Raw genomic sequence first — 26,757 nt, forward strand, 5'->3', positions numbered from 1 at the left:
TAAAAATCAGCCCTCAAACAAGCATATTGTAAAGACTTTCGTTTCCGTGCAAGTTGATATAATTGGGGTCAAACTGAGCTAGACGCTCCAGCAAGGCAGCGTAATCATTTTTATCATCCAAGGTAATCCCTATCAAAACTGGTCCCTTTCCTTTATTGGCACGTTTGATGTACTCAAAACGTGTGATGTCATCCTTTGGTCCTAAAATGTCATTAACAAATTCTCTAAGAGCACCTGGACGTTGTGGGAAATTCACCACAAAATAATGTTTGACACCATCGTAGATGAGCGCACGCTCTTCCATTTCCTGCATACGGTTGATGTCGTTATTTCCACCTGAGATGATGCAGACAACCGTTTTTCCTTTGATATCGTCCTTCATCACCTCAAGTGCTGCAATCGAAGCTGCACCAGCTGGCTCAGCGATAATCCCCTGCTTAGAGTACATATCAATCAAGGTTTCAGAAATCAAACCTTCATCAACGCCGATGAGCTTATCCACATATTTTCTAGCCACTTCATAAGTGCGTTGACCGACTTTCTGAACAGCGATACCATCAGCAAACTTATCGATATTCTCCAGTTTGACTGGATAGCCCTTATCAAAAGCAGCACGCATGCTACGAGCACCGCTAGCTTCGACACCAATGACCTCGATTTCTGGCGACACATCCTTGATATAAGCTGAAACCCCAGAAATCAAACCGCCACCACCAACAGGGACAAAAATCTGGTCAAAAGAGACCCCTTCTTCTTGTGCTTGCTCGTAAATTTCATAGGCGACCGTTCCTTGCCCTGCTTGGACATTGTCGTCATCAAAAGGATCGATAAAGGTCATACCTTCTGCCTTTGTAAAATCCTGCGCTGCTTGTGCAGACGCATCAAAGGTATCTCCCACCAATTGGATATTGACAAACGAGCCACCAAAAAACTGGACCTGTCCGATTTTTTGCTGCGGAGTGGTTACTGGCATGAAAATAGTTGCAGGGATTTTCATCTCATTGCAGGTATAAGCCACACCTTGGGCATGATTTCCCGCACTGGCACAGACGACACCACGTTTTTTCTCCTCGTCTGACAACTGTGAAATGGCATAGTAAGCCCCACGAATTTTAAAAGAGCGCACTTTTTGCATATTTTCACGTTTTAAATAAATAGTTGCTCCGTATTTTTCTGACAAATAGCGGTCAAAATCAAGTGGTGTTTTCTCAACAACTGATTTCAAGACCTTGTGAGCATCGACAATATTTTTTGCTGTTATCATTTTTCACCTTTTCTAGTCTTATCGCAATGTTTCAAACCTCTAAAAGAAAAGAGCCAGTAGGCTCTATTTCTCCACTAATCCTTGAATTAGTTGTAAATCTTGAAAGCATCGTCATCGTTTTGACCAACAAATGGCATTGCTTTACGAAGCTCAGCACCGACTTTTTCAATTTCAAGGTCAGCAGCTTCTTTACGATAAGCTTCCAAACGTGGACGACCGTTCTTGTAGTCTGTTACAAACTCATCTGCAAATTTACCAGATTGGATATCAGCAAGAACAGCTTTCATGTTTTCTTTTACTTGGTCAGTGATAACACGTGGTCCTGACACATAGTCACCAAACTCGGCAGTGTTTGAAATAGATTGACGCATTTTCTTGAAGCCACCTTCGTAGATAAGGTCAACAATCAATTTCATTTCGTGAAGCACTTCAAAGTAAGCCAACTCTGGAGCATATCCAGCTTCTGTCAATACTTCAAAACCAGCTTCGATAAGGGCAGTCAAACCACCACAAAGAACAGCCTGTTCACCAAACAAATCTTCTTCCGTTTCTTCTTTGAAGGTTGTTTCAAGAAGACCAACACGTGCTGCACCGACACCTTTTGCCCATGCCATTGCAATGTCTTTCGCATTACCAGTTGGATTTTGATAAACAGCGTAAAGTGCAGGAACACCAAAACCTTCTGTATAAGTACGTCTTACCAAATGTCCTGGTCCTTTAGGCGCACACATAAAGACGTCAACATCACTAGGCGCTTTGATGTATTCAAAACGAATGTTGAAACCATGTGCAAAACCAAGAGCATTACCTGCTTCTAAGTTTGGTGCAATTTCATTTGCGTAAAGGTCAGCTTGGATTTCGTCTGGTGCCAAAATCATGATAACGTCAGCCAATTTTGTCGCTTCAGCTACTGGGTAAGTGTCAAAGCCGTCTTCTTTAGCCTTGTCAAATGATTTCCCTGGACGCACACCAATGATGACATCTTGTCCAGAGTCACGCAAGTTTTGCGCATGTGCATGTCCCTGTGAACCATAACCGATAACGGCAATTTTTTTACCGTCAAGTGCTGCTACTTTTACATCGTTTTCGTATTCCATTTTTACTGCCATGTTATTTTCTCTTTTCTAAATTATTTTATATCATTTTGTTGTCAAAGATTTTTAGGAAAAATCTCTTGAAAAACCTGTCGCACCTGTCCGTGCAACATTTTGAATGCCATACGGTCGAATGACACGCAAGAGCGCTTCAATCTTCTCGCTATCACCTGACATTTGAATAGTGATGGATTTCGGTGCGACATCAACGACACTCGCTCTAAAAGGCTGAATAATCGCTAGTATCTCTGCTCGTTTAGCTGGAGGAGCAGAGAGCTTGACGAGGATAACCTCACGCTCCAGATGGGGAATATCCGTAATATCACGAACACGCACCACGTCTATCAAGCGATTAAGCTGCTTGATAATAAGCTCAGACTCTTCCAAAGTCTCCACATCAATGATAATCGTGATACGAGAGATTTCAGGCTCATCTGTATGTCCGACAGAAATTGACTCAATATTGACCTGACGACGAGATAAGACACCAGTGAAACGATTGAGGACACCCGTTGAATTTTTGAGCTTTGCGGTTAACATTCTACGCATTAAAGACCACCCCCAACATCTCACTATTACTCTTGCCTGTCGGCACCATTGGATAAACGTGCTCACGATTAGAAATATTTATCTCAATAAGCATTGGTCGATTTTCCGTAATCACTTCCAAATCTTTTTCTAGGGTATTTGGATCTGAAAACTTGTAATGTGCAATGCCATAAGCTTCTGCTAACAGCTGGAAATTCGGCTCGTCATCAAAGGTAGACTCACTGCGATGTTCATCGTAGAAGGACTCTTGCCACTGACGAACCATCCCAAGAGAGTGGTTATTGATGAGCACAACCTTGATTGGAACACCATATCCATTTAAAATAGCCAATTCTTGGTTGGTCATCTGAAAACCACCATCACCAACAAATAAAATAACTTCTTTGTCTGGATTAGCCAGTTTAGCACCGATAGCTGCAGGAATACCAAATCCCATCGTTCCAAGACCACCAGACGTGATAATCTGACGTTCATTCTTGAAAGGGTAAAATTGAGCTGTCCACATCTGATGTTGTCCAACATCCGTCACCACAATGGCGTCGCCACGTGTCAATTTTCCGATGGTTTCAATCGCATGTTGAGGCTTGATGATCGCTTCATCAAATTTATAACTAAAAGGTGCTCTCGCTTTATTGCCTAGCACTTTTTCTGTCCAAGCACTAAAATCTGTCTCAACCGTCTCAGACTCAAGCAAAATCTCTAAGGCTCTCTTAGCATCGCCAACAATTGGAATCTGTGTCGTGACCACTTTACCAATCTCTGCTGGATCGATATCAATGTGAGCAACAACCGCCTTTTTAGCAAAAGTTGCAGGATTTCCAGTCAGACGGTCTGCAAAACGAGAACCAAAGTTAATCATAAAATCACATTGGGACAGTGCCATGTTAGAAGCATAAGAACCGTGCATGCCTCCCATACCAAGTGATAGCGGATGCTCAATTGGCATAACCCCTAAGCTTAATAGGGTTGATACGACAGGAATCTGGTAACGCTCAGCAAATGCGACTAACTCATTAGCCCCTTTTGCGTAATTGACACCACCACCAGCGACAATCAACGGCTTTTTAGCTTTTTTAAGCTGCTCCAAGATTTTCTTGACCTGCAAACCATTTGGCTCAACAGTCGGTTGATAACTAGGAAGATGAACCGTCGGATCGTAGTAAAAGTCCGTCTCATCTTCTGAGATATTCTTTGGGAAATCAATGACAACCGGACCAGGTCTACCAGTTGTTGCTATATGAACTGCCTCTGTCACAATCCTTGGAATATCCGCCACATCACGCACTTGGTAGTTATACTTGGTAATAGGCATGGTAATACCAATAATATCAGCCTCCTGAAAGGCATCCTTACCAATACCTCCTGTTCCAACCTGACCAGTAAAGACCAACATCGGAACACTATCACTCATACCATCAGCAATACCTGTGATGGCATTAGTCGCTCCAGGTCCACTGGTAACAACTGCCACACCTAATTGACCTGTTGATTTTGCAAAACCTTCTGCTGCATGGAGGGCACCTTGCTCATGTCTCGCTAGAATATGACGAATACCATCAAAATTATAAATAGCATCATACAAAGGCAAAACAGCTCCACCAGGATAACCAAAAATGGTCTCAACACCTAGGTTTACTAAGGTTTCAAGAACAAGTTCTGAACCTTTTTTACGCTTTTCTAGTTTGATTTTTTTCACAAGTTCCTCCTTTAACATTTTTCTTATCCGAATTTTCTAAAAATTCAAAGTCTTATATATTATGATAACACTTTATTTAAAAAATTCAAGCCCCATAAGTCATTTTAAATGATTTCTTATAAAACTTTTGTCAACTTTCCTAAGACATCCCTTAAAAATAGGATTTCTATCGGCTTAATGAGTCAACATACTTTAAATAGTAACATTTTTACGACAATTGTCAATAATTATCTGAAAACTTTGTAAGATAGTCAAAAAAAGAACACCTGCTCATATCAATGAACAAGTGTTTGTCTATTATTCAACGCTCATCAAATAAGGATAAACAGGCTGCTTACCATCATGAATTTCAACTTCTACATCTTCGTAAGTCTCTTCCAGATCATCAGCTAAAGACTCAGCAAAAGCCATATCCCCATCCTCACCAACAAAAATAGTAATAATCTCACTATCTTCATCAATCATCTGAGCAAATGTATCTTTCAACGTTTTCTCGACATCTGGGTTAGAGACAACAATTTTGCCATCTACCATACCAAGATAATCATTTTCATGGATAGCCAAGCCATCAATAGTCGTATCACGGACAGCTAGTGTAATGCTTCCGCTAACAACATCCTCAAGACTTGATGACATAGCTTCTTTATTATCCTCTAAAGTCTTTGTTGTATCAAAAGCTAGGAGAGACGTTAGACCTTGTGGAATGGTTTTTGTCTCAATAACTGCTGCTGGTTTATCAACCACCTGTGCAGCACTTTGTGCAGCCATGAAGATATTTTTGTTGTTTGGCAAGATAATGACATTTTTAGCATTCACAGACTCAATCGCTTTTACGATATCTTCTGTTGATGGATTCATCGTTTGACCACCTGAGATGATATAGTCTGCTCCTTGCGCCTTAAAGATTTCTGCCAAGCCATCACCTGCAACAACTGCAATAATACCAAATTCTTTTTCTTCTTGGCTAACTTCTTCGTCAGCTTCTTTTTGCACTTGCGCTTCGTGTTGGTTACGCATATTATCCACTTTAACTTTGACAAGTGAACCGTATTTCAAACCTTCTTGAAGCACCAACCCTGGATCTTCCGTATGTACATGGACTTTGACAATTTCATCATCATTGACGACAAGAAGAGAATCACCTAAGTTACTTAAATACCCTTGAAATTCCTCGTAGTTAAACTCTTTAACGTAGGTAGGACCTTGTTTAAGAGCAACCATGATTTCAGTACAATAACCATAAGTAATGTCTTCAGTTGCCATATGACTAGCAACAGACTTATGATGTTCAGCGTTAATCATCTCGGTCATGGTCGCAGGAGTCGCTTTGAACTCCTCAGAAGCGATATATTCACCTGTCAAGGCTGCTAAAAATCCTTCATAGATAAAGACTAATCCTTGTCCACCAGAGTCAACAACACCTACTTCTTTAAGTACAGGCAACATTTCTGGAGTTTTTGCTAAGGCATTTTTAGCACCCTCAAGGGCTGCACGCATGACTTCAACAGCATCATTGGTCTCTTCAGCTTGCTTTAGGGCTGCAATCGCTGCACCACGTGAAACAGTCAAAATAGTCCCTTCAACAGGTTTCATAACTGCCTTGTAAGCAACCTCTACCCCAGCTTGAAAGGCATGCGCTAAATCAAGACCATCCAGTTCTTCTTTGTCTTTGATGCTTTGACCAAACCCACGGAAAAGTTGTGATGTGATAACACCAGAGTTTCCTCTAGCTCCCATCAACAGACCTTTAGCTAAGATTTGACCAACTTCGCCAACAGTTGCAGCTGGTTTATCAGAAACCTCCTTAGCTCCGTTTTCCATTGTCATACTCATATTTGTTCCTGTATCGCCATCTGGAACAGGAAAAACATTGAGTGAGTTCACATATTCTGCTTGATTTCCAAGTCTGGTACTTCCTGATTGGACCATTTCTTGGAATAAACTTGTTGTTATATTTGACACTAACCTTCTCCTACGACTTTGATATTTTGCACATAAACAGTAACCGCATCAACACTTAAACCTAGCTGTTGTTCTAGGTTAAATTTGACACGCTCTTGAATATTTTTAGAAACTTCGCTAATCTTAACACCATAGCTCATCACTGTGTAAACATCAACAGTAATACCGGCTTCTGTTGACTTGACAACAACACCTTTAGCAAAGTTTTCACGACGTAATAAAGCTTGAAAATTATCTTTAAATGCGCTCTTGCTAGCCATACCTACAACACCAAATATTTCCGTTGCAGCACCGCCAACAACCGTAGCAATAACGTCATCAGACAGTTCAATTTGCCCATCTTTTGTATTAATTTTTACAGTCATATTATTACCTCAAAAAGTTTCTATCACCTTATTTTACCACAGTTTAGGTGACTTGTAAAAACTTAAATATAGAGACTACGACTGAATGGCAATTAAAAAAGCTCCAACGGAGCTTTGATCAATTGAAATTAAACGCGTTCAACTTTACCAGATTTAAGCGCACGAGCTGAAGCCCAAACTTTTTTTGGTTTACCATCAATAAGTACTGTAACTTTTTGGAGGTTAGGTTTAACGCTACGTTTTGTTTTATTCATTGCGTGTGAACGGTTGTTTCCTGATACCGTTTTACGACCTGTAAAATAGCAAACTTTAGCCATGATTTTCCCTTCCTTTTGATTTATTACGGATGTGCTAGCACCACATACCTTACTAGTATATCATAGCTAACCAAGAATTGCAATACCTTCTTGAAAATATTATCCACTTTACAATTACTTCTGCCGATTGCAGGGCTCGAACCTGTGACCTACGCGTTACGAGTGCGTTGCTCTACCAACTGAGCTAAATCGGCTTTTTACTTGATGTCATCTTATCACAATAGCCTAGCTCCGTCAAGCTATACCAATCAAAAATTTTAAAATAAAGATTACTCCTCTCTAAAGGGCTTCTAATCTCTTACAATCACGACTAAAACAACACAAAAAGCCCTTAAATGACAAAAAGACTAGAAATTTTTTCAATTTGTGATATAATTTACTATGTAAATGGGATAATTCCCAAAAAAATAATTAGGAGGCCTTAAAATGGCAATCGTTTCAGCTGAAAAATTTGTCCAAGCTGCTCGTGATAACGGCTATGCAGTTGGTGGATTTAACACAAACAACCTTGAATGGACTCAAGCAATTTTGCGTGCTGCAGAAGCTAAAAAAGCTCCTGTACTTATCCAAACTTCAATGGGTGCTGCTAAATACATGGGTGGTTACAAACTTTGTAAAGCACTTATTGAAAACTTAGTAGAATCAATGGGAATCACTGTTCCTGTTGCTATTCACCTTGACCACGGTCACTACGAAGACGTTCTTGAATGTATCGAAGTTGGTTACACTTCAGTTATGTTTGACGGTTCTCACCTTCCAATTGAAGAAAACCTTGAAAAAGCTCGTGTAGTTGTTGAAAAAGCACATGCTAAAGGTATCTCAGTTGAAGCTGAAGTTGGTACTATCGGTGGTGAAGAAGACGGTATCATCGGTGACGGTGAATTGGCACCAATCGAAGATGCTAAAGCAATGGTTGAAACTGGAATCGACTTCTTGGCTGCAGGTATCGGTAACATCCACGGACCATACCCAGCAAACTGGAACGGTCTTCACCTTGACCACCTTGAAAAAATTACAGCTGCTATCCCAGGAACTCCAATCGTTCTTCACGGTGGTTCTGGTATCCCTGATGATCAAATCCAAGCAGCTATCAAACTTGGTGTTGCTAAAGTTAACGTAAACACTGAGTGCCAAATCGCATTTGCAAACGCTACACGTCAATTTGTACGTGAATACGATGCAAACGAAGCTGAATACGATAAGAAGAAACTCTTCGATCCACGTAAATTCTTGAAACCAGGATTCGAAGCTATCACTGCAGCAGTTGAAGAACGTATCGACGTTTTCGGCTCAGCTAACAAAGCTTAATACGCCTGCTTGTAAAACGAAAATACTCTACTAAACTAGTAGAGTATTTTTTATTCTTTTTCTTGATGGATATTTTCCAAAATACTTGTAAGAACAACATTTTTTTATGGAGGCCCGCATGTACGCATAGTATCTTTGGATAAAACAATACTATGAATATACTTGGATAAAATATTTTTTTACATAAGGAACCTATGTTTCATGATGTATCATTCCCTAAAAAATTGCCAAATTCACAATACCCATATCACTATTATTTTAGCGATCCATGAATCAAAATAAGAATTTCATGTTTTGTTAAACCTCTAGCTAGCATAACCCTTTTATCCATAGAATACGACTTCCTATAGCTGTATGAGTTTACTAACTAGACTGTTGAGAGATTTTCTTACTACCAATCTGAACATGTTTTATTTTCCTGCCATAAACTCTCTCTTCACCGCCCAGATATAATAACGATAGAAACGTTCCTTGTCCTCCAACAACTCTGGATATTGTTGCACCAATCGGTAGAACAACAACTTGCTCTCTCTCAGGATATCTTCTCTTCTTTCCTCATCACACCCCACCTGCAGTTGACAAATCAGCGGCTTAACAACCCAAAACAAATAATCAAAATCTAAAGTATTCATTACTAACTCCTTCGTTATATTTGATAAATCTATTATAGCGTCTCCCCTAAAAAAAGAACATGACATTTTTGTCATGTTCTTTTTAACGAAAATAGTGTAGATACAGAAGTATAGTACAAAAAAAGAGGTAAACACCTCTCATTTGTTTATCAACTCCGCCAGTAGGACTCGAACCTACGACATCATGATTAACAGTCATGCGCTACTACCAACTGAGCTATGGCGGATAAGAGCCAAGCGACTACCATATCTAACAGGGGGCAACCCCCAACTACATCAGGCGTTCTAGGGCTTAACTACTGTGTTCGGCATGGGAACAGGTGTATCTCCTAGGCTATCGTCACTTAACTATTGAATAGATCTCTTGTCTACTCAAAATTGAATAACTATCTAAACAAGTTAACCTTACGCTACTTCTTTATGACTCTTTGGATAAGTCCTCGAGCTATTAGTATTAGTCCGCTACATGTGTCACCACACTTACACTCCTAACCTATCTACCTGATCATCTCTCAGGGCTCTTACTGATATAAAATCATGGGAAATCTCATCTTGAGGTGGGCTTCACACTTAGATGCTTTCAGCGTTTATCCCTTCCCTACATAGCTACCCAGCGATGCCCTTGGCAGGACAACTGGTACACCAGCGGTAAGTCCACTCTGGTCCTCTCGTACTAGGAGCAGATCCTCTCAAATTTCCTACGCCCGCGACGGATAGGGACCGAACTGTCTCACGACGTTCTGAACCCAGCTCGCGTGCCGCTTTAATGGGCGAACAGCCCAACCCTTGGGACCGACTACAGCCCCAGGATGCGACGAGCCGACATCGAGGTGCCAAACCTCCCCGTCGATGTGAACTCTTGGGGGAGATAAGCCTGTTATCCCCAGGGTAGCTTTTATCCGTTGAGCGATGGCCCTTCCATACGGAACCACCGGATCACTAAGCCCGACTTTCGTCCCTGCTCGAGTTGTAGCTCTCGCAGTCAAGCTCCCTTATACCTTTACACTCTGCGAATGATTTCCAACCATTCTGAGGGAACCTTTGGGCGCCTCCGTTACCTTTTAGGAGGCGACCGCCCCAGTCAAACTGCCCGTCAGACACTGTCTCCGATAGGGATAACCTATCTAGGTTAGAGTAGCCATAACACAAGGGTAGTATCCCAACAACGCCTCCATTGAGACTGGCGTCCCAATTTCATAGGCTCCTACCTATCCTGTACATGTGGTACAGATACTCAATATCAAACTGCAGTAAAGCTCCATGGGGTCTTTCCGTCCTGTCGCGGGTAACCTGCATCTTCACAGGTACTAAAATTTCACCGAGTCTCTCGTTGAGACAGTGCCCAAATCATTACGCCTTTCGTGCGGGTCGGAACTTACCCGACAAGGAATTTCGCTACCTTAGGACCGTTATAGTTACGGCCGCCGTTTACTGGGGCTTCAATTCAGATCTTCGCTAAAAGCTAAACCCTCCTCTTAACCTTCCAGCACCGGGCAGGCGTCACCCCCTATACATCATCTTACGATTTAGCAGAGAGCTGTGTTTTTGATAAACAGTTGCTTGGGCCTATTCACTGCGGCTGACTTAAAGCCAGCGCCCCTTCTCCCGAAGTTACGGGGCCATTTTGCCGAGTTCCTTAACGAGAGTTCTCTCGCTCACCTGAGGCTACTCGCCTCGACTACCTGTGTCGGTTTGCGGTACGGGTAGTGTATGATTAACGCTAGAAGCTTTTCTTGGCAGTGTGACATCACTCACTTCGCTACTAAACTTCGCTCCCCATCACAGCTTGGTGTTATAGATATAAGCATTTGACTCATATCACACCTCACTGCTTAGCCCAGCACTTCCAATCGCTGGGACAAGTTAGCCTACTGCGTCCCTCCATCACTTCATACACTAGTACAGGAATATCAACCTGTTGGCCATCGGATACACCTTTCGGTCTCTCCTTAGGTCCCGACTAACCCAGGGCGGACGAGCCTTCCCCTGGAAACCTTAGTCTTACGGTGGATGGGATTCTCACCCATCTTTCGCTACTCATACCGGCATTCTCACTTCTATGCGTTCCAGCGCTCCTCACGGTACACCTTCAACACACATAGAACGCTCTCCTACCATCCCCTAAGGGATCCACAGCTTCGGTAAATTGTTTTAGCCCCGGTACATTTTCGGCGCAGGGTCACTCGACTAGTGAGCTATTACGCACTCTTTGAATGAATAGCTGCTTCTAAGCTAACATCCTAGTTGTCTGTGCAACCCCACATCCTTTTCCACTTAACAATTATTTTGGGACCTTAGCTGGTGGTCTGGGCTGTTTCCCTTTCGACTACGGATCTTAGCACTCGCAGTCTGACTGCCGATTATATCTCATTGGCATTCGGAGTTTATCTGAGATTGGTAATCCGGGATGGACCCCTCACCCAAACAGTGCTCTACCTCCAAGAGACTTAACATCGACGCTAGCCCTAAAGCTATTTCGGAGAGAACCAGCTATCTCCAAGTTCGTTTGGAATTTCTCCGCTACCCACAAGTCATCCAAGCACTTTTCAACGTGCCCTGGTTCGGGCCTCCAGTGAGTTTTACCTCACCTTCACCCTGCTCATGGGTAGGTCACATGGTTTCGGGTCTACGACATGATACTAAGTCGCCCTATTAAGACTCGGTTTCCCTACGGCTCCGTCTCTTCAACTTAACCTCGCATCATATCGTAACTCGCCGGTTCATTCTACAAAAGGCACGCTCTCACCCATTAACGGGCTCGAACTTGTTGTAGGCACACGGTTTCAGGTTCTATTTCACTCCCCTTCCGGGGTACTTTTCACCTTTCCCTCACGGTACTGGTTCACTATCGGTCACTAGAGAGTATTTAGGGTTAGGAGATGGTCCTCCCAGATTCCGACGGGATTTCTCGTGTCCCGCCGTACTCAGGATACTGCTAGGTATAATCACTATTTCGACTACGAGGCTTTTACTCTCTTTGGCTCATCTTTCCAGATGACTCGTCTATAATCATTAAGTCCACATTGCAGTCCTACAACCCCAAAGAGTAAACTCTTTGGTTTGCCCTCTTACCGTTTCGCTCGCCGCTACTAAGGCAATCGCTTTTGCTTTCTCTTCCTGCAGCTACTTAGATGTTTCAGTTCACTGCGTCTTCCCTCCTACACCTTAACAGTGTAGGATACTAACCATTAGTTAGTGGGTTCCCCCATTCGGACATCCCTGGATCAGCGCTTACTTACAGCTCCCCAAAGCATTTCGTCGTTAGTCACGTCCTTCATCGGCTTCTAGTGCCAAGGCATCCACCGTGCGCCCTTATTAACTTAACCTTATTTGGTCTATTGACCTTAAACTCATTAAATCACAGCGTTTCGGTTTATTTTCTTGTTGCTATTTGATAGTTATTCAATTTTCAATGGACAATCTAGAATCTTACGATTCTATGGAGCCTAGCGGGATCGAACCGCTGACCTCCTGCGTGCAAAGCAGGCGCTCTCCCAGCTGAGCTAAGGCCCCACAAGACCTCTCAAAACTAAACAAGACAATGTACAGTTCCGTTTTTTCCTTAGAAAGGAGGTGATCCAGCCGCACCTTCCGATACGGCTACCTTGTTACGACTTCACCCCAATCATCTATCCCACCTTAGGCGGCTGGCTCCTAAAAGGTTACCTCACCGACTTCGGGTGTTACAAACTCTCGTGGTGTGACGGGCGGTGTGTACAAGGCCCGGGAACGTATTCACCGCGGCGTGCTGATCCGCGATTACTAGCGATTCCGACTTCATGTAGGCGAGTTGCAGCCTACAATCCGAACTGAGACTGGCTTTAAGAGATTAGCTTGCCGTCACCGACTTGCGACTCGTTGTACCAGCCATTGTAGCACGTGTGTAGCCCAGGTCATAAGGGGCATGATGATTTGACGTCATCCCCACCTTCCTCCGGTTTATTACCGGCAGTCTCGCTAGAGTGCCCAACTGAATGATGGCAACTAACAATAAGGGTTGCGCTCGTTGCGGGACTTAACCCAACATCTCACGACACGAGCTGACGACAACCATGCACCACCTGTCACCGGTGTGCCGAAGCAAAATCCTATCTCTAGGACGGGCACCGGGATGTCAAGACCTGGTAAGGTTCTTCGCGTTGCTTCGAATTAAACCACATGCTCCACCGCTTGTGCGGGCCCCCGTCAATTCCTTTGAGTTTCAACCTTGCGGTCGTACTCCCCAGGCGGAGTGCTTAATGCGTTAGCTGCGGCACTGAGTCCCGGAAAGGACCCAACACCTAGCACTCATCGTTTACGGCGTGGACTACCAGGGTATCTAATCCTGTTTGCTCCCCACGCTTTCGAGCCTCAGCGTCAGTTACAGACCAGAGAGCCGCTTTCGCCACCGGTGTTCCTCCATATATCTACGCATTTCACCGCTACACATGGAATTCCACTCTCCCCTTCTGCACTCAAGTCTCACAGTTTCCAAAGCGTACAATGGTTAAGCCACTGCCTTTAACTTCAGACTTATGAAACCGCCTGCGCTCGCTTTACGCCCAATAAATCCGGACAACGCTCGGGACCTACGTATTACCGCGGCTGCTGGCACGTAGTTAGCCGTCCCTTTCTGGTAAGATACCGTCACGACATGGATTTTCCACTCCCACATCCGTTCTTCTCTTACAACAGAGCTTTACGATCCGAAAACCTTCTTCACTCACGCGGCGTTGCTCGGTCAGGGTTGCCCCCATTGCCGAAGATTCCCTACTGCTGCCTCCCGTAGGAGTCTGGGCCGTGTCTCAGTCCCAGTGTGGCCGATCACCCTCTCAGGTCGGCTATGTATCGTCGCCTTGGTAAGCCGTTACCTTACCAACTAGCTAATACAACGCAGGTCCATCTGATAGTGGAGCAATTGCCCCTTTTAAACTAATAACATGTGTTATTACCTCTTATGCGGTATTAGCTATCGTTTCCAATAGTTATCCCCCGCTATCAGGCAGGTTACCTACGCGTTACTCACCCGTTCGCAACTCATCCAGAAGAAGCAAGCTTCTCCCTTCAGCGTTCTACTTGCATGTATTAGGCACGCCGCCAGCGTTCGTCCTGAGCCAGGATCAAACTCTCATTTAAATCATGATTTGTTTGAGTCTTCACTCATTCTGTTCTCTGACAGATTTATTTTTGACTTCTTTAAGAAGCCCTGCACATCGTCTTGTTCAGTTCTCAAAGGTCTTTGTCTCTCAAGAGACAACTTCTATATTCTATCAAACTTTTAATAGCTTGTCAACACTTTTTTTGAAGTTTTTTCAACCTCTCGTGTTAACGTCCTCTCGTTTGACAGCTATATTAGTTTATCAAACTTCATCTACACTGTCAATAACTTTTTTAATCTTTTTTATAAAAAAATGAAAAAAGGCCCTAAGGTCTTTTCTCTTAGTCTATCGCGATATAGCGGCGAGCCCCAGAATAACTGATATAGGAAAGCCACTCATAGCCGTCTGAGATGACCGTTTTATCATAGCGGACACTGCTGCCGGCATCGTAATAGGCGATATCGCTGCTGGATTGTTGGGGTGCGTTCTTGATCCCGTGGCGGCTAGTGAAGGTGTAGGTGCCGCTGGTTGAGAGTGTACTTGATGGTGATGGGGTTGACTGCACAGATGGGGATGAGGTTACGGTGCTTGCCCCCAGGTCCTTGAAGTGGATGTAGCCGGACACTTGGCTTTTATGGAAGCTGCGGCGGTAGTATTTCTCGGGACCTTGGCCGCAATCGTAGTTGTACTCCTCAATGGTGACAGTATCGCCATTGACTTCTGCCACCCAGGCCACATGTCCATAGCCTCCTGCGCCGTTAACGCCAGCTGAGAACCAAGCGACGGAACCGACAGCGGGAGTCATGTCTACGCGGTAGCCTTGGCTTCTAGCCACACTGCCCCAACTGATGGCATTGCCATACCCGCCAGGGAGGCTAAAGCCATTAGCGCTGCTTAGTCTGAAGGCGACGAAGGATGTACACTGTCTTAGGTACATGCCCCAGCTATCGGCGCCGTAGCCACTCTTCCACTGGTTCGGGTAGTTATCACCCAGCACTGCGGCTTCGCTAGTAGTGTTTAGGGCTAGGCTACCGCCTAGCAGGCTTAGTAATAATAGGCTTTTGTATTTTGCTTTCATATATCCTCCTCGTATTACTTATTCGAAAAGGAATAGGAAACATAAAGGAAAACACATAAAAAAGCCAACCTAGAGGGTGGCTTTTTAGGATTAGTCTTCGTTCACGAAAGGCATAAGTGCCATAACACGTGCACGTTTAATAGCAGTTGTAACTTTACGTTGATTTTTAGCTGAAGTACCAGTTACACGACGTGGTAAAATTTTACCACGTTCTGATACAAAACGGCTAAGCAATTCTGTATCTTTGTAATCAACATATTCAATCTTATTAGCTGCAATATAATCAACTTTTTTACGGCGTTTGAATCCGCCACGACGTGGTTGAGCCATGTTTTTTCTCCTTTATATTATTAAAATGGTAAATCATCGTCAGAGATGTCCATTGGGCTTGAATTGCCAAATGGAGCATTGTTATCTCTAGCAAAATTTGGTGTTCCTTGCGATGGACTAGAATAGCCAGCTGTTGAGCTAGGAGTATCAAATCCACCACTGTAGTTACCAGTATGGCTCTCACGTGCTGCACGGCTTTCCAAAATTTGGAAATTATCAGCAACAACTTCTGTGACATAGACACGTTGACCTTGTTGATTTTCATAATTTCTAGTCTGAATACGGCCAGTCACACCAATCAACGTACCTTTTTTAGCCCAGTTTGCAAGATTTTCAGCTTGCTGACGCCAGATAACCACATTAATAAAGTCTGCCTCACGCTCACCATTTTGATTTTTAAAATTACGATTAACAGCCAAAGTAAATGTCGCTACAGCTTGATTACTTGGTGTGTAACGAAGCTCTGCGTCACGGGTCATACGACCTACTAGCACTACATTATTTATCATGAGGACACCTCTTATGCGTCAAGTTTAACAATCATGTGACGAAGAATGTCAGTATTGATTTTTGACAGACGGTCAAATTCGTTAAGAGCTACATCATTGTCAGCTTCAACGTTAACGATGTGGTAAAGACCTTCACGAAAGTCTTGGATTTCATAAGCAAGACGACGTTTTTCCCAGTCTTTTGATTCAACAATAGTTGCACCATTGTCTGTCAAGATAGCATCAAAGCGTGCTACCAAAGCGTTTTTAGCTTCTTCCTCAATGTTTGGACGAATAATATAAAGAATTTCGTATTTAGCCATTGATAGTTTTCCTCCTTTTGGTCTAATGACCCCAAGACTAGCAAGGGGTAAGTGAGGTACACTCACAATTTAGTATTATATCGTTTTTTAGAGACAAATGCAAGCACTTTTAGTTATTTATGTTCTCAGCAAATGTTGCCCCATTTTCTTCTTTGATAGCTACGTGGCAATTAAAAACCCATAACCACGTCTGGTTATGGGCTAAAAAATATTATTGTCATATCATAAGGAGGGAAGTTAGTTATCACCATTTTTATAGCGTTTGATATTTAATTTTAGCATAAGATTAAGCTCCTTATTTTTCACAACTTCTAAGATAATGCTTACCTCTTACTCAAAAAGACATTCTTCACATTAACAGCGACTGTTCCGTTATATACTCTCTCGAACTGTCTTAATCTCCGTTTTTATACCTATTAAGTGTCATTTGTAACATAAGCCACCTCGCTCCCATAACAAGATTAGCTAAAAACAACTGTCTTTTTACATTGGAGACACCTCCTAAACTATTTTATGCGACTAGCTTTTTTGTCTCCATTTTTATACCGTGATACATGTAACATAGCCATTCCTCCATCTCACTTTATAAACAGCGCCTTATCACCGTTGCGATAACGCCCTATGTTTAACATCAACATAAGTGTCACCTCCTATAAAGCAACATCTGCCTACCGGTTCCTGAACGACATCATTAACATTTTGTAAAGTCTCTTGTTTTGCCTACCTTAAATGGAATCACCATTTTTATACCGAGACTTGTTTTGATTCATCATAGAAGTTTCCTCCTTTGATTATCTTTATTTTTTATACTTTAATTATAATGTAAGCGTTTCCTTTTGTCAAGGATTTTGATGCGAAAAAGTCAAAAAACTTTTTTGGTGAAATCTTTGCTATAATAACACTATGATTGATTTTAAACAATATGGTATTGATATGTGGGATACCGACAAAATTGACAGTTTTAGGAAAACTCTCCTTGCTTGGTATGACAGGGAAAAGCGTGATTTGCCTTGGCGTCATACGAAAAATCCTTATCCTATTTGGATTTCTGAGATTATGCTGCAGCAAACACAGGTCGCGACCGTCATTCCTTATTATGAGCGTTTTTTGGAGTGGTTTCCAACCATAGCTGACCTCGCTAACGCAGACGAGGAAAGACTGCTCAAAGCTTGGGAGGGACTAGGCTACTACTCTCGAGTTCGTAATATGCAAATCGCAGCGCAGCAGATTATAACCGACTTTGGTGGGCATTTCCCAGAGACTTACGCTGAGATTGCTCAGCTAAAAGGGATTGGTCCTTACACTGCTGGTGCTATTGCTAGTATCGCTTTTGACTTGGTCGAGCCTGCTGTAGATGGCAATGTCATGCGGGTAATGGCACGTTTATTTGAGGTGAATTACGATATCGGTGACCCCAAGAATAGAAAAATCTTTCAAGCTATCTGTGAGGTCTTGATTGATCCCAAAAGACCTGGAGATTTTAATCAAGCGCTTATGGACTTGGGTGCTGACATCGAATCCGCTAAAAATCCACGTCCAGAGGAAAGCCCCATTCGCTTTTTCAGTGCTGCTTATCTCCATAACACCATGGACAAATACCCTATCAAGGAGCCAAAGAAAAAGCCAAAACCAATACAGATTCAAGCTTTTGTTATCACAAATAGCAAGGGAGAGTTCTTGCTTGAAAAAAATGATAGCGAGCGTCTTTTAGCTGGTTTCTGGTCTTTTCCGCTTTTAGAGACGCAAATAGTAGCACAGCAACTTTCCCTATTTGAGGCAGACAGCAAGGAATCTCCTACAATCTCGCAAAAAACAGTCTTTGAAAAGGACTACCACTTGCAGCCTGTCTGGTCAGACCAAACCTTTCCACTTGTCAAACACACCTTTAGCCACAGAAGGTGGCTGATGGACATCATAGCAGGTATGGTTCTTGATGACAGGCTAGCTGATGATAAGACTCTTGCTTGGGTGAAAAAAGAGGACTTAGACAATTACCCCCTTGCAACGCCACAGAAAAAGCTAATGGCAGGCTACTTTAAGGCAAATCCTCTCTAATCAGGTCTAACATCTGCTCCAGCCTATCAGCACTAGAAACTTGCACGACACGCTGTGCTTTTGAATTGACATAAAAGTCTGACAAAGGCTCTGACAGACGAAGAAGCTTGGACAACTTATTTTTCTTAAAAGCTGACACGTCCAGCAAAACATGATGATAGCGGATACTGTGTGGTGGGAGCGTAGACTTATGTGCAACAAGGGCTTCTCCCTCTTCGACTTGCTTGTGGTAGCGCTCTTTTAGATAGTGGGTGTTTTTAGCATACATGCCATTATTGATGTAAAGCGCCAAAGCTTTTTGTAAAATCAAGTGAGTATCATAATCCATGAGTTTCTTATAATCAATAAAAGCCTGCTTGAGACATGTGGGGAGACAAACAACCGCTAAACGAAGCGCTGGAAAAATGGTGCTTGAAAACGACTTGAGGTAGATAACACGCTCAAAGGTATCATAATAATGTAGCGGTGCTTTTTCAGCAAAATCAGACATATAATCATCCTCAACTAAATAGACATCGTACTTTTCTGCTAAAAATACCAAACGCTCCATCTCCTCGGGCGTATAGGAAGTCCCCAAGGGATTGTGAAGTCTTGGCATGAGGTAAAAAAACTTAATAGAGCTTTTTTGAAAAATCGCTTCTAACTCATCAAAGTCGATACCATCTATCTTTCTTGAGATGGTTTGGTAAGGCAGCGACAGCTGACCAACCAAGTCAACCATCCTGTCATAAGTCGGCTGCTCTAGTAAAATATCTGTTTTCCCATTTGGAAAATCTAGCTGCGTGAGAATATAGAGCGCTTGTTGCGTCCCAGCTGTAATGACAAGCTGCTCACGCTTACTATAGACGTCTCCCTCAAGGAGCAATTGATGTGCTACATCTATCAACTCGGGCAAGCCTTCTTGCTTATGAAAATAGTTAAACAAATAACTCTCACGTCCAATCAAGGTTTCATTGAGACAGAGCCTAAAATCTTCGTAGGCTAGATTGGCAATTTCAGAATCAGGTAAGTCTAGAGTCTCCACCTCTTGATGAGGATTTTCAAAAACATAATAGCCCGACTTTTCAATGGCATGGATGTAATGCTCATAGCGCAAATCTAAAAGCGCCTTTTGCACGGTGTCTTTGTTGCAGGAAAAATCGTTAGCCAGCTTTCGTATAGAGGGTAGTTTGTCACCTGCTTTTAAGTCTCCTTTTTTGATTTCTGCGATGATATAGGACTTTATCGCCTCAACTTTTGTCATATCTGTCCCCCTACACTTTCTTTTTTTCTCTATTGTACTTTATTTATGATTCCTTTACAATCAAATCATAACAGATTGTGGAGGGATTTATGACATCTAGCCGTACACGAACATTGACTTTACTTGCTATTCTCACTGCCTTATCGGTTGTTTTAGGACGCTTTATCATGATACCAACGCCAACAGGCTTTCTGACACTTCTTGACGCTGGCATTTACTTTACCAGTTTTTATCTAGGGAGCAAAGCTGGCGCTGTTGTTGGTGGCTTATCTGGTTTTCTGATTGACCTTTTAGCAGGCTATCCTCAATGGATGATTCACAGCCTTATCGCTCACGGTGCGCAGGGTTACTTTGCTGGCTGGACAGGCAAAAAGCGCATTCTTGGCTTAGCTCTTGCCAGCCTTATCATGGTGGGCTGGTATGTTGTAGGCTCTGTAGTGCTTGGACAAGGCTGGGGCGCTGCTCTTGCTAGCGTCTGGGGCAATCTTGCTCAAAACTTCTTTGGCATGCTGGTGGGTTATTTAACTTATAGAGTGGTCACAAGAAAAGGATAAGCAAAAGCTTATCCTTTTTAAACACCAAGAAGGGCAACAACAATTGGAATCACAACAACAAACAAGAGTGTTGAGGTTGTAACGATGTTGGTTGCATATTCGACATCACCGCCACCTTCGTTAGCAAGAATAGGTAGAACAGCCAGCGCCGGCACAGAAGCTTGTACGACATAGGTCTTGTACTCATCTGCTGGAAGTCCTTTACCAAACAACCATAAGATAAGGACAGTCACGACAGGTAAGACAATGTAGCGTCCAATTAAAGCTAGAATCGTATCACGGTCAAACTTGATACTAGAAAGACCAGCTTTAGCGAGCACAATCCCAATGTAAATCAATGATAAAGGCGTTACCAAATTCCCTAGATAAGTCAGCGTGTTGGTCGCAAAGTCAGGCACTGGAATGCTAAAGAGCAAGAAAACAAGTGCTACTAAAAAACCAATCAGCGGTGCAGGGAGCAGTTTTTTCCAGTTGAAACCACCTGTTTGCTTAGCCTGACCATCCTTACTATCACGTGCAATCAACAAAGCCCCAAACGCCCATGTTGAAACGGTATTTGTGATATAGTAAACCAAGAAATAAGGCAGCGCTTTATCACCAAACAGAGCGATATTTAAAGGCAAACCAATAAAAATTGTATTGGCATTAGCTACCGTGTTGATAAAGACCCCACGACGCCCTGGGCGAATCTTAAAGAGCTTAACTGCGATAAATGCGATAATGTAGCCGACAATGACTGACCCAAAGGTATAAAGAAGCCCTGGAGCGACTTGGATGAGCTTATCTAAGGTCAGATACTTGAGCACTGAGACAAAGATAGAAGCAGGCAAGGCGACATTCATGATGAGCTTTGAGATATTGCCTGCAAAAGTCTCTCCAAACCAGTTTTTTTGATAAAGGTAAAACCCAAGAGCGATTAAAAACACTATTGGAATGATACTTTCAATAGATGTTAATAAAATCATCTAATAACTCTCCTTATTGTTAATGTTACATATATCACTATATTATACAACAAGTTTTCACGATGTCAATAGGGCTACTTTTCAATGAAATTGAAATTGTCCTCAATATCTAGTATAATAGAAGTGAAACTAGATAGGAAAAGGAATATTCATGTCAAATAAACAACAAACAACAAACACGGACACGGAGCATTTAGAAAATGGGATGGTGCGTGGACTTCAAAACCGCCACGTCCAGCTCATTGCCATCGCAGGAACGATTGGAACTGGGCTTTTCTTGGGAGCGGGAAATTCCATTGCCCTGACTGGACCGTCTATCTTACTGGTCTATCTCATCACTGGCGTCTTTATGTTCTTTATGATGCGAGCAATGGGAGAGATGCTCTATCAAGACCCTGATCAGCACACCTTTATCAACTTTATCACACGCTATTTAGGACAAGGCTGGGGCTATTTTGCTGGCTGGTCTTACTGGGTCTCACTGATTTTCCTTGGGATGGCAGAGATTACAGCCGTTGCCAAGTACATGCAGTATTGGTTTCCGACTTGGCCGTCTTGGATTATTCAGATTGTCTTTTTGGTGCTGTTAGCTTCTGTCAATCTCATCGCTGTTAAGGTCTTTGGAGAAACCGAGTTTTGGTTTGCCATGATTAAGATTATCGCTATTCTAGCTTTGATTGCAACGGCTATTATCATGCTGGTGACTGGTTTTAAAACACCTGAAGGTCCTGTTAGTCTTAACAATATCTTCCATAACTTTGAATGGTTTCCAAATGGTTGGATGAAGTTCTTGGTGTCTTTCCAGATGGTTTTCTTTGCTTATCAAGCGATTGAGTTTGTCGGAATCACTGTCTCTGAAACAGCCAATCCACGAACTGTTCTTCCAAAAGCCATCCAAGAAATTCCTATGCGTATCGTTATCTTTTATGTCGGTGCTTTGGTTGCCATTATGACCATCATTCCTTGGCGAGCTTTTTCTGGCGGTGGTAGCAGCCTTGAAAATTCACCTTTTGTTATGGTCTTTCAATTAGCAGGCTTTAAATGGGCGGCAGCTCTTATTAACTTTGTCGTCCTCACATCAGCAGCTTCTGCTCTGAACTCTACGCTCTACTCAACTGGACGCCATCTTTATCAGTTAGCCAACGAAGCCCCTACAAAATGGATGAACAAGGCTAAAATCAACACCCTATCACGCTCTGGTGTACCAAGTAAATCCATTATCTTCTCAGCTATTGTCATCGCAGCTTCAGCGCTTATCAGCATGATTCCTGCTATCAAAAATACCTTTACACTGATTACCGCTTCTTCATCAGGGGTTTATATCGCTATCTACATCCTGACTATGATTGCTCACCTCAAATACCGCAAGTCCGATGACTTTATGACAGACGGCTACCTCATGCCAGCCTACAAAATCCTAAATCCGCTCACTATCGCCTTTATGCTCTTTGTCTATGCCATTCTCTTTATGCAAGCAGACACCGTTGTCGGAGCAATTGGCTCACTCATTTGGATTGTAGTCTTTGGCATTTACAGTCAATTGAAATTTAGAAAAACGACTTAAAAGTAGTGACTATTCACTACTTTTTTTGATTTGAACTTTGACTAAGCACATTGTATAATAAAGCTGATATAAAAACACATTGCAGTTGGTAGTCTGCAAGCATCTTTGATGTCAGTAACCTTCCCTGCGGGTCGTCCATTATCCTTGATTTTTACTTGAGGAGGGGACTTTCATGAAGCCGATATTATCACATTTATTGGTAAAGATTTAACCATTTGGATGAAAAAGCAGGAAGAAATCAGCCCTGCAACTTCTATCCTTAAAATACAGAGCAGTCCTAAAAAGAAAAATCCAAAGCGCATGCAACGTGAATTAAACCGTGCCAAGAAACAACCAATTGTTTTGACAAAGGCACAGCTGGCATTACAAAAAACACATGATTTAGTTAAGCAAAAGCGAAAAACAGCTAAAAAGAAAAAACAGCGTGCTTTAACCACCTACAAATACCAGCTCAAACAAGAAAAACGCCACCAAAAAAAGAAAGGGTATTAAGCCCAAAAAGAGACTAGCTTCATAGAAGCTAGTCTCTTTTTAATGATAATAACTAAGCATTTATTTCATTAATAATCGCTTTTAGTTGTTCTTTGGTGTGCACACCTGCGACTTGCTTGACGACTTGACCGTCTTTTTTGAACATCAATGTCGGAATAGACATAATGCCAAAGCTGCGTGCCGTTTCTGGATTTTCATCCACATCGATTTTGACAATCTTGAGGTCATCTTCATCAAATTCTGCTTCTAATTGCTCAAGAATAGGTGCCTGCATACGACATGGACCACACCATGTTGCCCAAAAATCAATAAGGACGAGACCTTCTTTTGTCTCTTGTTCAAATGTTGCATCTGTAATTGCGTAAGCCATAATAAGCCTCCTATCTAATCATGGTCTTATTCTACACAAAAATAAGAACATTTTCCACTAATTGCTACACCAAAAAGAGGAGGAGACCAAATGAGAAGCCTAAAACATAGCCAATCAAAACATCCTTGGGATAATGCACACCGCCAAGCACACGGCAAAATGCTAAGATGAGTGAAAAGCCTAACAGCATAAGCCCAAAGGGAAAAGATAAGCGTAAAGCACACATGCTAACCATGCTCGCTGAAAAAACATGGCGACTTGGCATTGATTTGCCTTGGCTAGTTTTGATAATCAAGGGACTGAAATCCCACGTTTCGTAGGGACGAGGTTGATTGTAAAGATGACGAAAAAGAGACACCAAACTAAAACTAATGGCTGGAACAAGAACCAAAATCCCTAAAAGCAGTGAGAACCCTTGGTCCATATACACAAGTACCAGCAAAATAGGGTAGATGATGTACATGGCATGTGTCAAAAAATGATTGGCTAAACTCAACAATGAGACAAGCATCGGATAGCGCCTAAAAGGCACTGTCCAGCTGTCATAGCGTCTTTGATAATCAAACATACAAAACTCCTTCATATTAAGCTAGCTTAGCCCAAGGTAACAATTGTTGCCCCGGAACCGCCAGCATTTTGAGGGGCATAACCAAAGTTCTTGACATGTTTATTACGGCGCAGATACTTGGTAACCCCCTCACGGATGACACCTGTACCGATACCATGGATAATGTCGACTTGTGCCATGTTATTAAGCAACGCTTGGTCAATAAAGCGGTCTAGCTCCTGCATAGCCTCTTCATAGCGCATGCCTCTTAGGTCAAGACGTGCTCGTGGACCAGTTTGACTCACTTTTTTAACGACTTTCACTTGTTTAGCACGTTTTGGTTTTGGCGTTTCTTTTTGAGCACGCACTAAAGTAAACTCATCTGGCTTTAGCGTCATCTTAATCAAACCAACTTGCGCCTCAAAACGCCCGTCCTTGAGTTGGTTGATAAGGGTACCATGTTGACCATAGCGGGTTACGATGATGTCATCGCCCACACGAGCTGCCCTTTGTGCCTTAGCTTTCTTCGCCTTTCTAAGCACTTTATTTTTGGATAAATCAGGCTCTTTGACTAAACTGTCAAGCTCTTTTTTGGCACCAATAACTTCGTGCGGTTTTAGCTGGCTTTTAGCTGTCAGCGTCTTTAAAATTTCATCACTCTTCTCTTTTGCCTCATCAATAATAGCTTGCGCTTCTTGATAAGCCTTTTCAAGCTCTTTATCACGTGCGTGTGAAAATTCATTGTAGAGCTTTTTGACCGCTCGGTTAAACTTCAGATTTTCTTTTTCAACCTCACGAATGCGCTCTAAACGTTTACGGCTCTCAAGCGTTTGTTCTTCCAAGCGCTCAATGATACGGTTGACATCGCTCTCCTTATCCGTCTGACTTTCAGCATCAGCCACGATAATCTCAGGCAAGCCTAAGCGCCTTGCAATTTCAAAAGCATTTGAACGACCAGGGACACCCTGCATAAAGCGATAAGTCGGACTAAGCGTTGTCGTGTCAAACTCCATGCTAGCATTTTCAACAAAAGCAGTCTCAATCCCATAAGCTTTTAGCTCTGGATAATGAGTGGTGACCATATTTTTAATACCACTTAGACGCAAATGCTCAAGGATAGCCATAGCAAGACTGGCTCCTTCTTGAGGGTCTGTCCCAGCACCGAGCTCATCAAAGAGAACCAAACTATCCTCATTAGCATTCTCTAAAATAGAGACAATCTGTGTCATGTGACTAGAGAAGGTCGATAAGCTCTGCTCAATGGACTGCTCGTCTCCGATATCTGCAAAAATCTCTGTAAAGATAGCTACTTTACTGCCCTTGTCTGCCAAAATCGGCAGACCTGACTGTGCCATCAGCTGCGCTAGACCAAGCGTTTTAAGCATAATGGTCTTACCACCTGTATTGGGTCCAGTGATAACAATACTGGTCAATTCTTCACCAAAGTAGAGGCTATTAGAAACAGGATGGGCTAGCAAAGGGTGACGCATATTTAGCAATTGAATGGTCTTGTTTTCTGAGAGTTTAGGGATAACAGCAGAGTAGTCTCGCATAAAGAGATACTTAGCACGCACAAAATCCAAATGCCCCAAAATCCAAGCATTATTGCGAATGCTATTAGTCTGTGGACGCAATAAATCAGACAACTCATGCAGAATGCGTGCCACCTCATAGCGCTCATCTGCACGCAACTGCGTAATCAGCTCATTTAAAGAAACAACCGCACGTGGCTCGATATAAACCGTGCTACCTGAAGCAGAGATGTCATGTACAATCCCAGAAATCCGATTGCGATAAGTATTTTTAACCGGTAAAACACTACGCCCAGCACGGCTGACAATCAGCTGCTCAGACAGCATATCCCCACGCTTTTTCACAATATCCTGTAGTGTCTCACGAATCTCACGCTCACTCTCTGCAATCTTTCTACGAATACGAGTCAGCTCAGGACTGGCAAAATCCTCCACAAAACCACCATCATTGATAGCCTGCAAAGCCCCCTGCAACTGTGGAAAAATGTCTATCTTTTCAAATAAAGGTCGCAGATAATCCACAGTTATATTTTCAAGATCATCATAAAAACGCTTGGTTTCACTAGATACCAGTAGCACACGCTTTAGTGCCTGCAGCTCTGCCACATTCAAATCAGCAGACAACTCTAAGCGACGTAAACTCTCTGATATATCCTGCAACTCTCCTAGAGCAAAGCCATGCGACTGGATAAAAATCTGTGACATGTCGTCAACCTCAGCAAGACTTGACGTGATACGACGATAGTCCGTCATGGGTCTTAGCTGAGCTAACTCTGCCTTTCCTTGCATCGTCTGTAAATACGGTGTTAGCAAGTCTATGACTTTATCAAATTCTAACTGTTCTAAAATCTTAGTATTCATACCTTCTATTATATCGCAAATCGTAGTAAATTGGGCATCTGAACTCAAAAACGCCACAAGATAACTTGTAGCGTTTTAGCAGATTTCAAA

21 protein-coding genes, 3 tRNA genes, 3 rRNA genes and 1 pseudogene are annotated in these 26,757 nt (G+C 42.6%); 5 read left to right on the top strand and 23 right to left on the bottom strand.

Annotated elements, in window-relative coordinates; translation table 11 throughout:
- Positions 1-13: 13 nt before the first annotated feature.
- The 8 genes from ilvA to G5B60_RS08925 form a co-directional block, all read right to left on the bottom strand.
- A complete protein-coding gene (ilvA, locus tag G5B60_RS08890; protein WP_164683683.1) occupies positions 14-1,264 on the bottom strand; it encodes a threonine ammonia-lyase IlvA in 1,251 nt (416 codons plus the stop codon).
- Positions 1,265-1,350: 86 nt separating this feature from the next.
- Positions 1,351-2,373 carry a ketol-acid reductoisomerase gene (gene ilvC / locus G5B60_RS08895; protein ID WP_115270828.1) on the bottom strand — a complete coding sequence of 341 codons (1,023 nt, stop codon included), beginning with the start codon at positions 2,371-2,373 and terminating at the stop codon, positions 1,351-1,353.
- Positions 2,374-2,424: 51 nt separating this feature from the next.
- Entirely contained in the window at positions 2,425-2,907 is a 483-nt protein-coding gene (gene ilvN / locus G5B60_RS08900) for an acetolactate synthase small subunit (RefSeq protein ID WP_115270830.1), read from the bottom strand.
- Positions 2,900-4,603 carry an acetolactate synthase large subunit gene (locus G5B60_RS08905; RefSeq protein ID WP_164683684.1) on the bottom strand — a complete coding sequence of 568 codons (1,704 nt, stop codon included), beginning with the start codon at positions 4,601-4,603 and terminating at the stop codon, positions 2,900-2,902. The genes ilvN and G5B60_RS08905 overlap by 8 nt, the downstream gene beginning before the upstream one ends.
- A 297-nt stretch (positions 4,604-4,900) precedes the next feature.
- Complete coding sequence (locus G5B60_RS08910) at positions 4,901-6,565, bottom strand: DAK2 domain-containing protein (protein ID WP_164683685.1); 1,665 nt, start codon at positions 6,563-6,565, stop codon at positions 4,901-4,903.
- Positions 6,565-6,930, bottom strand: a complete 366-nt coding sequence (locus tag G5B60_RS08915; protein ID WP_115270834.1) for an Asp23/Gls24 family envelope stress response protein — start codon at positions 6,928-6,930, stop codon at positions 6,565-6,567. The genes G5B60_RS08910 and G5B60_RS08915 overlap by 1 nt, the downstream gene beginning before the upstream one ends.
- Positions 6,931-7,058: 128 nt before the next feature.
- Positions 7,059-7,247, bottom strand: coding sequence for a 50S ribosomal protein L28 (rpmB, locus tag G5B60_RS08920; protein ID WP_115270836.1), 189 nt, complete (start codon positions 7,245-7,247; stop codon positions 7,059-7,061).
- 121 nt (positions 7,248-7,368) lie between these two features.
- Positions 7,369-7,441, bottom strand: a tRNA-Thr gene (locus G5B60_RS08925).
- Positions 7,442-7,673: 232 nt separating this feature from the next.
- Between G5B60_RS08925 and G5B60_RS08930 the strand changes: the two genes are divergently transcribed.
- Entirely contained in the window at positions 7,674-8,555 is an 882-nt protein-coding gene (locus G5B60_RS08930; protein ID WP_164683686.1) for a class II fructose-bisphosphate aldolase, read from the top strand.
- A gap of 410 nt (positions 8,556-8,965) precedes the next feature.
- On the opposite strand, the gene G5B60_RS08935 is transcribed toward G5B60_RS08930, so the two are convergent.
- From G5B60_RS08935 to rpsF, 10 genes and pseudogenes are all read right to left on the bottom strand, one after another.
- Positions 8,966-9,187 (bottom strand): hypothetical protein, encoded by a 222-nt coding sequence (locus tag G5B60_RS08935; RefSeq protein ID WP_164683687.1) that lies wholly within the window; start codon positions 9,185-9,187, stop codon positions 8,966-8,968.
- Positions 9,188-9,340: 153 nt separating this feature from the next.
- Positions 9,341-9,414 (bottom strand) — tRNA-Asn (locus tag G5B60_RS08940).
- 5 nt (positions 9,415-9,419) lie between these two features.
- Positions 9,420-9,535, bottom strand: a 5S ribosomal RNA gene (gene rrf / locus G5B60_RS08945).
- An 80-nt stretch (positions 9,536-9,615) separates the two neighbouring features.
- A 23S ribosomal RNA gene (locus G5B60_RS08950) occupies positions 9,616-12,513 on the bottom strand.
- Positions 12,514-12,627: 114 nt separating this feature from the next.
- Positions 12,628-12,700, bottom strand: a tRNA-Ala gene (locus G5B60_RS08955).
- 53 nt (positions 12,701-12,753) lie between these two features.
- Positions 12,754-14,302 (bottom strand): 16S ribosomal RNA (locus G5B60_RS08960).
- Together the 16S, 23S and 5S rRNA genes with 2 tRNA genes alongside form the textbook arrangement of a ribosomal RNA operon.
- Positions 14,303-14,611: 309 nt before the next feature.
- Positions 14,612-15,343 (bottom strand): annotated as a pseudogene (locus G5B60_RS08965) (CHAP domain-containing protein); the annotation flags it as partial.
- A gap of 90 nt (positions 15,344-15,433) precedes the next feature.
- Positions 15,434-15,673, bottom strand: a complete 240-nt coding sequence (gene rpsR / locus G5B60_RS08970; protein WP_164683688.1) for a 30S ribosomal protein S18 — start codon at positions 15,671-15,673, stop codon at positions 15,434-15,436.
- A 20-nt stretch (positions 15,674-15,693) separates the two neighbouring features.
- Entirely contained in the window at positions 15,694-16,182 is a 489-nt protein-coding gene (locus tag G5B60_RS08975; protein WP_164683689.1) for a single-stranded DNA-binding protein, read from the bottom strand.
- 11 nt (positions 16,183-16,193) lie between these two features.
- Positions 16,194-16,484, bottom strand: coding sequence for a 30S ribosomal protein S6 (gene rpsF, locus G5B60_RS08980; RefSeq protein ID WP_164683690.1), 291 nt, complete (start codon positions 16,482-16,484; stop codon positions 16,194-16,196).
- Between the two features lie 903 nt (positions 16,485-17,387).
- On the opposite strand from rpsF, the gene mutY reads away from it, so the two are divergent.
- Entirely contained in the window at positions 17,388-18,539 is a 1,152-nt protein-coding gene (gene mutY / locus G5B60_RS08985) for an A/G-specific adenine glycosylase (protein ID WP_164683691.1), read from the top strand.
- On the opposite strand, the gene G5B60_RS08990 is transcribed toward mutY, so the two are convergent.
- Positions 18,520-19,782, bottom strand: coding sequence for a PLP-dependent aminotransferase family protein (locus G5B60_RS08990; protein WP_164683692.1), 1,263 nt, complete (start codon positions 19,780-19,782; stop codon positions 18,520-18,522). The two genes, mutY and G5B60_RS08990, sit on opposite strands and share 20 nt — an antisense overlap.
- Positions 19,783-19,871: 89 nt before the next feature.
- On the opposite strand from G5B60_RS08990, the gene G5B60_RS08995 reads away from it, so the two are divergent.
- Positions 19,872-20,336 carry an ECF transporter S component gene (locus G5B60_RS08995; RefSeq protein ID WP_164683693.1) on the top strand — a complete coding sequence of 155 codons (465 nt, stop codon included), beginning with the start codon at positions 19,872-19,874 and terminating at the stop codon, positions 20,334-20,336.
- Positions 20,337-20,353: 17 nt separating this feature from the next.
- Here the strand turns inward: G5B60_RS08995 and G5B60_RS09000 are convergent, their stop codons facing one another.
- Complete coding sequence (locus G5B60_RS09000) at positions 20,354-21,301, bottom strand: AEC family transporter (protein WP_164683694.1); 948 nt, start codon at positions 21,299-21,301, stop codon at positions 20,354-20,356.
- A 151-nt stretch (positions 21,302-21,452) separates the two neighbouring features.
- Between G5B60_RS09000 and G5B60_RS09005 the strand changes: the two genes are divergently transcribed.
- The gene (locus G5B60_RS09005; protein ID WP_164683695.1) at positions 21,453-22,865 is read left to right on the top strand and encodes an amino acid permease; all 1,413 of its coding nucleotides are present in this window, start codon (positions 21,453-21,455) and stop codon (positions 22,863-22,865) included.
- 219 nt (positions 22,866-23,084) lie between these two features.
- A complete protein-coding gene (locus G5B60_RS09010) occupies positions 23,085-23,357 on the top strand; it encodes a DUF2992 family protein (protein WP_241154527.1) in 273 nt (90 codons plus the stop codon).
- A 52-nt stretch (positions 23,358-23,409) separates the two neighbouring features.
- On the opposite strand, the gene trxA is transcribed toward G5B60_RS09010, so the two are convergent.
- The 3 genes from trxA to G5B60_RS09025 all read right to left on the bottom strand — a co-directional run bounded on the left by trxA (position 23,410) and on the right by G5B60_RS09025 (position 26,667).
- Positions 23,410-23,727: a thioredoxin gene (gene trxA, locus G5B60_RS09015; RefSeq protein ID WP_164683696.1), complete on the bottom strand. Its 318-nt coding sequence runs from the start codon at positions 23,725-23,727 to the stop codon at positions 23,410-23,412.
- Between the two features lie 64 nt (positions 23,728-23,791).
- On the bottom strand, positions 23,792-24,295 hold the full coding sequence (locus G5B60_RS09020; protein WP_164683697.1) for a phosphatase PAP2 family protein: 504 nt from the start codon (positions 24,293-24,295) through the stop codon (positions 23,792-23,794).
- Positions 24,296-24,321: 26 nt separating this feature from the next.
- Complete coding sequence (locus G5B60_RS09025) at positions 24,322-26,667, bottom strand: endonuclease MutS2 (RefSeq protein ID WP_164683698.1); 2,346 nt, start codon at positions 26,665-26,667, stop codon at positions 24,322-24,324.
- Between the last annotated feature and the right edge of the window lie 90 nt (positions 26,668-26,757).

The organism is Streptococcus hyointestinalis (assembly GCF_011039275.1).
GTDB classification, from domain to species: Bacteria; Bacillota; Bacilli; order Lactobacillales; family Streptococcaceae; genus Streptococcus; species Streptococcus hyointestinalis_A.